This window comes from uncultured Lactobacillus sp. (assembly GCF_944327175.1).
Classification (GTDB): domain Bacteria; phylum Bacillota; class Bacilli; order Lactobacillales; family Lactobacillaceae; genus Lactobacillus.
This window is the reverse complement of record NZ_CALVGT010000046.1, coordinates 1-6,939: the sequence shown is the minus strand read 5'-3', so window position 1 is coordinate 6,939 and position 6,939 is coordinate 1. Positions and strand designations below refer to the sequence as shown.

At 46.1% G+C, this 6,939-nt stretch carries 9 protein-coding genes; 4 read left to right on the top strand and 5 right to left on the bottom strand.

Annotated features, from left to right (window positions below; translation table 11 throughout):
* A partial coding sequence (locus Q0J41_RS08555; RefSeq protein WP_326832072.1) for an IS3 family transposase occupies positions 1-89 on the top strand: 89 nt, incomplete at its 5' end.
* A gap of 114 nt (positions 90-203) precedes the next feature.
* On the opposite strand, the gene Q0J41_RS05900 is transcribed toward Q0J41_RS08555, so the two are convergent.
* The 3 genes from Q0J41_RS05900 to nagB form a co-directional block, all read right to left on the bottom strand.
* Positions 204-902: a deoxynucleoside kinase gene (locus Q0J41_RS05900; RefSeq protein ID WP_296227308.1), complete on the bottom strand. Its 699-nt coding sequence runs from the start codon at positions 900-902 to the stop codon at positions 204-206.
* Between the two features lie 17 nt (positions 903-919).
* Positions 920-1,567, bottom strand: a complete 648-nt coding sequence (locus tag Q0J41_RS05895; RefSeq protein WP_296227309.1) for a deoxynucleoside kinase — start codon at positions 1,565-1,567, stop codon at positions 920-922.
* A gap of 273 nt (positions 1,568-1,840) precedes the next feature.
* On the bottom strand, positions 1,841-2,545 hold the full coding sequence (gene nagB / locus Q0J41_RS05890; protein ID WP_296227306.1) for a glucosamine-6-phosphate deaminase: 705 nt from the start codon (positions 2,543-2,545) through the stop codon (positions 1,841-1,843).
* Positions 2,546-2,755: 210 nt separating this feature from the next.
* Here nagB and Q0J41_RS05885 point away from each other — a divergent pair, with 210 nt between their 5' ends.
* Both Q0J41_RS05885 and Q0J41_RS05880 read left to right on the top strand, forming a co-directional pair.
* On the top strand, positions 2,756-3,598 hold the full coding sequence (locus tag Q0J41_RS05885; protein ID WP_296227303.1) for an aldo/keto reductase: 843 nt from the start codon (positions 2,756-2,758) through the stop codon (positions 3,596-3,598).
* Positions 3,599-3,726: 128 nt separating this feature from the next.
* The gene (locus tag Q0J41_RS05880) at positions 3,727-4,224 is read left to right on the top strand and encodes a hypothetical protein (protein WP_296227301.1); all 498 of its coding nucleotides are present in this window, start codon (positions 3,727-3,729) and stop codon (positions 4,222-4,224) included.
* Positions 4,225-4,264: 40 nt separating this feature from the next.
* Here Q0J41_RS05880 and Q0J41_RS05875 read toward each other — a convergent pair whose 3' ends face one another.
* Entirely contained in the window at positions 4,265-5,110 is an 846-nt protein-coding gene (locus Q0J41_RS05875) for a helix-turn-helix transcriptional regulator (protein ID WP_296227299.1), read from the bottom strand.
* 131 nt (positions 5,111-5,241) lie between these two features.
* Here Q0J41_RS05875 and Q0J41_RS05870 point away from each other — a divergent pair, with 131 nt between their 5' ends.
* Complete coding sequence (locus Q0J41_RS05870; protein ID WP_296227298.1) at positions 5,242-6,471, top strand: MFS transporter; 1,230 nt, start codon at positions 5,242-5,244, stop codon at positions 6,469-6,471.
* Between the two features lie 379 nt (positions 6,472-6,850).
* Here the strand turns inward: Q0J41_RS05870 and Q0J41_RS08550 are convergent.
* On the bottom strand, positions 6,851-6,939 hold an 89-nt coding region (locus Q0J41_RS08550; RefSeq protein WP_326832072.1), incomplete at its 5' end, for an IS3 family transposase.

The window sequence follows — 6,939 nt, the reverse complement described above, 5'->3', positions numbered from 1 at the left end:
TATATTGGTTTAACAACATCAGACGGTCCAATAAACTAAATTACACGACCCCTGTAAAATACAGAGATCGTGTAATGGCAACTATTTAAGATTTTCTAAAATGTCTAACTTTTCTATGGCACTTCAACTTAGATGAGTGTCCTAAAGCATCCCCGTTCAAAGTCAATGTCTTAACTTAATGACATTGCCCCGCGGGGAGCTTTTTAAGATGAAAATTCAATTGATTCAGTCGCAATTTCACCGGCATGCCAGTTCTTTGGCAGCTTACCGACCTGCTTGAGATTCTGGGTGATCTGGTTTAGGACTTCAGTCCGGTCGCTTTCGCTGGCCATGAAGTCGTAGTGGTCGCCGTCGATCATCATCTTTGGTGAGTAGTCGTAGTCGTCGTACCACTTCTCATAGTAGCGGAGCATCCGCTTGTAGTAGTCTTCCAGGGTCGGGTCGAAGCTGAGCTGCTCGTAGGACCGGCCCCGCTTTTGGATCCGTTTGATCATGGTTTCATAGGAAACATTAATGTGGACCAGGAGGTCAGGGTGACGCTTAGGCATCCGTTCCAGTTCCTTCATCATGCTTTCCAGCAGCTCATCGTAGGTCTGGACTTCCAGGTCATTAGCCCGGCCGATGTCGGCATTCATATGGAAGAAAAGAGAATCTTCATAGATAGACCGGTCCAGGACGTTGTTGTCGTCGCTGAGGGCTTTTTTAATGCTGTGGAAGCGGGTGTTCAAGAAAAAGAGCTGCAGCAGGTAGGTATATTTTAGGGGATCCTTGTAGAAAAGCGGGAGGACAGGGTTGTCATCAACGCTTTCGTAAAAAGGCTTGGTCCCCAGGTATTTGGATAAAATTGCGGTTAGGCTGGATTTACCGGCCCCAACGGGCCCACTTAATACAATAACGGTCATCACGTTCCTTCTAACAATTATAAATTACCGATTTCGCGCAGCTTGTTGTCGATGATGTCCAGAACCAGGTCCTGGTCATCGATGTTGTCGACAAAGTCGTACTTGTCACCATCGATCATCATCTTTGGCGAAACATCATACTGTTCATACCAAGGTTCGTAGTAGCGCAGGAGGTTCTGGTAGTATTCCTTCAAACCTGGGTCAGAGTCGAGCTGTTCGAACTCCCGGCCCCGCTTGCCGATCCGCTTGAGCATGGTGTCAAGGGAGACGTGGATGTAGATCAGGAGGTCCGGCTTCTTGCGCGGGTTGCCTGGCACGTCTTCCATCATGTTGTCCATCAAATCGTGGTAGATTTGGTATTCGGTTGGGTCGGCCACCCCGCTGTCGACGTTCATGTTGAAGAAGAGCAGGTCTTCATAGATTGACCGGTCTAAAACGTCGTTGTGGTTGCCGGCGGCGGCATTGATTTCAGCCAGCCGCTTGTTCAAGAAGTAGGTGTTCAAAAGGAAAGTGTACCGCTTCATATCTTTGTAGTACAAAGGCAGAACCGGATTGTTGTTGACCTCTTCGTAATACGCTGTTGAGACAAGGTGCTTGGCGAGGATACTGGTTAAACTGGATTTTCCGGCTCCAATTGGGCCACTTAAGACAATAACGGTGATCACACTCTTTCTATTCATACTATACTAGATCTACGTTGCTCTACATAGTTTATTGCAAGATATAGTGGTTTAGCAAGCTTTTTCTCCAAAAAGATTTTTTATATGATGGAGGAATAATTTGCCTGGAGGAGGGATGGCGTTTCACGTGAAACAATAGTCTAAAAGAACCCTACCAGATTAGGAATCCAGTCATCCATATGGTGATTTCGGAAAACGTAAACTAAAAGGATCTGCCTTCTGTTGAGGCAGATCCTTTTGCGTATGCTGTTTTACTTCTTATTTAAGCAAGCTAGCGGCTGCCTGGTCGGCAATCACCGTAACGTTCGGGTGCTTTTGCAGGACGCTGGCCGGGACATCCGTAGTTACTGGCCCTTCAACCATGGCTTTAATAGCCTCAGCCTTGCTTTCCCCCTTGGCCAAAAGGATGATCTCCTTAGCCGCCATGATATTGGCAATCCCCATGCAGATGGCGCTCTTTGGCACTTCATCAATGCTGTCGAAGAAGCGGGCGTTGGCCTTGATCGTACTTTCCGTCAAAGCAACTTCATGAGTCACGCTGTCAAACGGCGTCCCCGGTTCATTGAAGGCGATGTGCCCGTTCTGCCCGATCCCTAAGATCTGCAAGTCTACCGGGTTCTCCGCCAAAATCTGGTTGTAGCGGCCGCACTCTGCCTGGATGTCCTTTGCCTGGCCGTCTGGCAGGTAAGAGTGCTTGAATGGCTTGTACTGGAAGAGATGTTGGTTCATGAAGTAGTGGTAGCTCTGCGGGTTTTCCGGGCTAAGACCAACGTATTCATCCAAGTTGACGCTGGTCATTTGACTGAAGTCGAGCTGGCTGGCCACAATCTCCTGGTAGAGCTCAACTGGTGAAGACCCGGTTGCCAAGCCCAAGGTCTTAGCCCCTTCGTCAACCGACTTTGTCAAAAGGTCAAAGGCCTGCTTATCTAATTCACTGGCGTTTTTCACAACGATAACTTTCATGATGATCACGACTCCTTATTTTTAACTCACTCATATTGGTATAGTCCATTTTAGTTCCGTGGAGATTTTTTGTCAAGGTATAGACCAATAAATCTTGCTAAAATCCAAGTGCTTTTTTCCAAAAATTGTTCCCTATGTACTATGCTTAGAGGGAAGAAATGGAAAGAATAAAGCAAAACAGAAAAATAGGAAATATATGGAGGCAAGAGCATGAAATACATGACCGTCAAAGGGGAAAAACTGAGCCAGATAGGCCTGGGCACCTGGAACATGGGAGAAAATGCCAGCAGGCGGGAGGAGGAAATCGCGGCCATAAGGTATGGCTTGTCTGCCGGGGTCAACGTGATCGACACTGCTGAAATGTACGGGGAAGGGCAGGCTGAAAGCCTGATTGGCGAAGCCATCAAGGACCTGGACCGGAGCCAGCTTTTCCTTATCTCCAAGTTCTACCCCTGGCATGCCAGTCCTGATGACCAGAAAAAAAGCCTGGCCGCCAGCTTGAAGCGGCTGGGGACAGACTATCTGGACTTGTATCTTTTGCACTGGAAGAGCGATTATCCTTTAGCAGAAACTGTCAAGGGCCTGCAGGATTTGCAAAGAGCCGGCCTGATCCGCCACTGGGGCGTTTCCAATTTCGACACGGCTGACATGCAGGAGCTGGTAGATATCGCCGGAGAAGGGGCGGTTTTTGCCAACGAAGACCTCTACAATCTCGACAAGCGGGGCGTTGAATATGACCTCCTGCCTTGGCAAAAGAAGCACGACATTGCCTTTATCGGCTACTCACCCTTTAACTCCGGCGATGGACAATCCATCCCCGTTAAGGCCAGTCTCAAGCAGATCGCTGACAAACGGGGCATATCCGTTCACCAAGTATTGCTGGCCTGGACCATGCGAACTGGGCAGGTCTTGACCATTCCCAAAGCCAGTTCAGTTGCCCACATGCGGGCCAACCTGGCGGCTGCTGACCTGGTCTTGACCGCCGGTGAACTGGCCGCCTTGGACCGGGATTACCTGCCACCGAAGAGCAAGCAGCCTTTGGAGAGCATTTAATTTTTTGCATATAGGAAGCAAAATCCCCGCGGAAAGCTGATAAATAATCGGATAACAGTTGACAGCGGCTAAAGAGAACACTATCATGCAGTTTGTAAGAATATCGGGAAAGAAAAGAGTGTAACTGCATGAAAAATAAAAAGAATATCGCTTATTTTATTTACGCTGTTTTAACAGCAGCGATTCTGGTCCTGGCCAGAAAGCATTTCGTTGAGTTGAAGGGGAGCAGCCTGGATCTGGCGAACACGGGCTATTACACCTATGCCGTCAGAGACCAGATCTTGTCCGGAGACCTGCTCTTCTTTGACTGGGTCAGTGTCATGCTGCCGCGGCTGGACCTGGCCGGGATTGAGCCGCTCTTGCTGACCCGGCACTTGAGCCGGAAGCAGTTTACCCTGCTGCGGCTGAAGTGGTCCTGGCCCTACCTGGCTTGCCTGTTTGTGATCCATTTGATCTACTGGCCGGGCAGCTGGCTGGCCGCCGTATCCCTTATCCTACTCTTTGCCGCGGCTGCCGGGATGACTCTTTACCAGCGCCACTATTTAGGCGGGATCAAAGACAGCATCTGGGTCTTCGCGGTCTTCGCGCTTTTGCGCCTGCTGGCCACATTGCTTTTTAAGATCTGAAAAAGCCTTGCTCCGTGTGGAGTAAGGCTTTTTGCTTGCTTTAGTTTTTGACCTTTCGAACGGCTTTGTAGACTTGCAAGAAATTCTTGGCCTGCATTGTCAGTCCCATATCGAGCAGAAAAGCGATAATTTTTAAAATGCTTTGTTCGTTTTGCGGCTCTTGCCAGTCTATCAAACTATTTAAAAATTTCCGGCCAATGATCAACATTGTTTCGCGCTGAGGAAAATCAAAGTGATTCAACTGCCTTAAGATGTTCGCGGCATAGGATGAATTATCGCTGATAAGCAAGGCGATGACGGCTTCAAATAAAGTGGTCGTGGCAAAGTAAAAAGTATCCGACCCGGCTTGCTTGGCAAAATCCAAATTTTCAATTAATTGGGCAGAAATTTGAAATATCATTTTGGGACTGAGCACTTGAATGGTGTTAAAGAACAGGGAAATATTTTCTTGTCCCCAGACCGTAATCTCAGATAGCTCTTTATTAAGCGCGTTTTGCTCATCAATCTCCAGTAAATTGACTTTTATTAAACGATGATAAAGGCCGCAAGCAATTGCTCCGTAGTTTAAGGATAAGATATCTGAAGTCAGATGGAATTCCCGCAAGCTATTTCGGGCGATTTTTTTAATTAGAGTATGATTCTTTTGCTCCCATGCCTTCTGCAATTCAGCTGATAGTTGATCAGTATCGTCTAAGTTGGCCAGATGAACGTATTCTGAACTAGTAATGCTCACCCTTTCAAGCAATTTGAGCGTCTTTTCAAAGTCCATATTGCCAGTACCGTTTTCCCACCGGGACAGCATCTGAATAGAGCAGATGCCACTTGCTGCTTCTTTTAAAGTCAGTCCCTGCATCTGTCTAATTTGCTTGAAGTTTATTGCTGCCATCTTTCCTCCAAAATAAAATTAGGGCTTTTTTCTCACATATGAGAAGGCCAAAAAAGTAAGTCTGCTATCCATGCTTTAATTTATTTAGCTTTAATTTTAAAGCAAAATCTAGGCTTTACGGTAGGTGAAATATGCAAAAATCAAAAAAGCAATTATTTCTGGCAATCAGCAGTTTGGGAATCGGTAATTTAACGAGCGCGACTTTTTCCTTTTGCCTGGGCGTGTATGTTTTGCAAAAGACATCTTCTAGCATGCTATTTTCCATGTTGCTTTTGATTCGGCCTTTGAGCAACCTGCTTTTGAGTTTTTTAATCGGCTTCTGCGTTGATAAGTATGATCATAAAAAGATTTGTATGATCGCCCAGGCAACAAGCGTTGTAGCGGTAATACTGTTTATAGCGCTATTTAGAGAGCAGCTTTCATTATCTGAACGGCTGCTGATTATTGTTGCCAGCAGTATTGTGCTGACAGTTTGTGATACCTTTCAATCGACCAGCTATAAGGCTTCAACGAATTCAATGGTAGCTGCAGAACACCGGCAGAAATTAGTTGCCTATGAACAGCTGACAGACGCGGGTGCTGTTATTTTGGCACCGATATTGGGCGGTTTGCTGGCTGGGACGGTCGCCATCTCCAATATTGCTTTGCTTGAATTGGCTGGTGAAAGCGTGGTTTTGCTGGCAATTGCTTTATTGGATTTCCGCTTGATTTCTGTTGAAGTGGAAGCGATCAGTGATTCATGGCTCTTATCCATCAAAAATGGCTTAGGGTATTTCAAAAATGACCGCTATTTAATGGAATTACTGCTTTTTGCCGTGATTGCTAATTTTGCTTTAAGCGGCCTGGAGGTCAGCTTGCCAATCGCTATGATGAAGGAACTGGGAATCCCTGCAAATTTATATGGATTGGCGGACAGCTTTTGCGCAGGAGGGATGCTTCTGGTCAGTCTATTGTTAGCTTCTTTCAAGATGCCAAAGAATTATTTGCTGACGACCGGCAGAATTGGAATCATTTTAGCGGGTGACTTTATCATACTAGCTTTAGCATGTTTGTGTCCGAATAAGTTGCTTGCTACTGGTATTTTTAGCATCTGCATGCTGGTGGTAGGTGCCTGCTTGGCCGCGGTAAACTTGCCATATGCCATGTATGTCAGAACTAAGGTGCCGGTTAATCTTCAAGGGAGAGTTGGAGCGACTACCAGTTCAGTAGTAGCCGTACTTTCACCTTTGGGATATGCTTTGTTCGGGCTTGTTTTGGACCAGATTAAACCGGTCTGGTGCTTAATGATGTGCGCGATAATTATTTTTGCAGACGGATTGCATTTATTTCTTTCTACTAGCAGAGTAAATAGTTCAATCTGAAGAAAAAGCCTTGCTCCGTGTGGAGTAAGGCTTTTCGCTTGCTTTAGTTTTTGACCAGACCTTGCTTGTCGCGCTTGATCAAGCGCAAGACGCAGTCAAAAATCAAGAGGGTGAAGATGAAGAGGATGATGAAGGCGGCTTGTGATCCCATGATCGACCAGATCACGGAAGGGGCGACTTTTTCATGAGCTTCTATTAAATTCTAAGCTCCAATAAAAAAACTCCAATTCAGCGAATCCGGGCCCGGAAAGGCTCTTTGGATTCAGCCAGAATTGGAGTCATACTCTAATATTCCAGTGAACCAAGCTCCACAAAGCTTGCTTTAAAAACTTGTCATTAATTTGAAGTGCCATAGAAAAGTTAGACATTTTAGAAAATCTTAAATAGTTGCCATTACACGATCTCTGTATTTTACAGGGGTCGTGTAATTTAGTTTATTGGACCGTCTGATGTTGTTAAACCAATATA

Coding starts and splice junctions, on each gene's coding strand:
- nagB (WP_296227306.1), bottom strand. CDS start 2,545: ATGAAAGTTATCGTTGTGAAAAACGCCAGTGAATTAGATAAGCAGGCC.
- Q0J41_RS05885 (WP_296227303.1), top strand. CDS start 2,756: ATGAAATACATGACCGTCAAAGGGGAAAAACTGAGCCAGATAGGCCTG.
- Q0J41_RS05870 (WP_296227298.1), top strand. CDS start 5,242: ATGCAAAAATCAAAAAAGCAATTATTTCTGGCAATCAGCAGTTTGGGA.
- Q0J41_RS05880 (WP_296227301.1), top strand. CDS start 3,727: ATGAAAAATAAAAAGAATATCGCTTATTTTATTTACGCTGTTTTAACA.
- Q0J41_RS05875 (WP_296227299.1), bottom strand. CDS start 5,110: ATGGCAGCAATAAACTTCAAGCAAATTAGACAGATGCAGGGACTGACT.
- Q0J41_RS05900 (WP_296227308.1), bottom strand. CDS start 902: ATGACCGTTATTGTATTAAGTGGGCCCGTTGGGGCCGGTAAATCCAGC.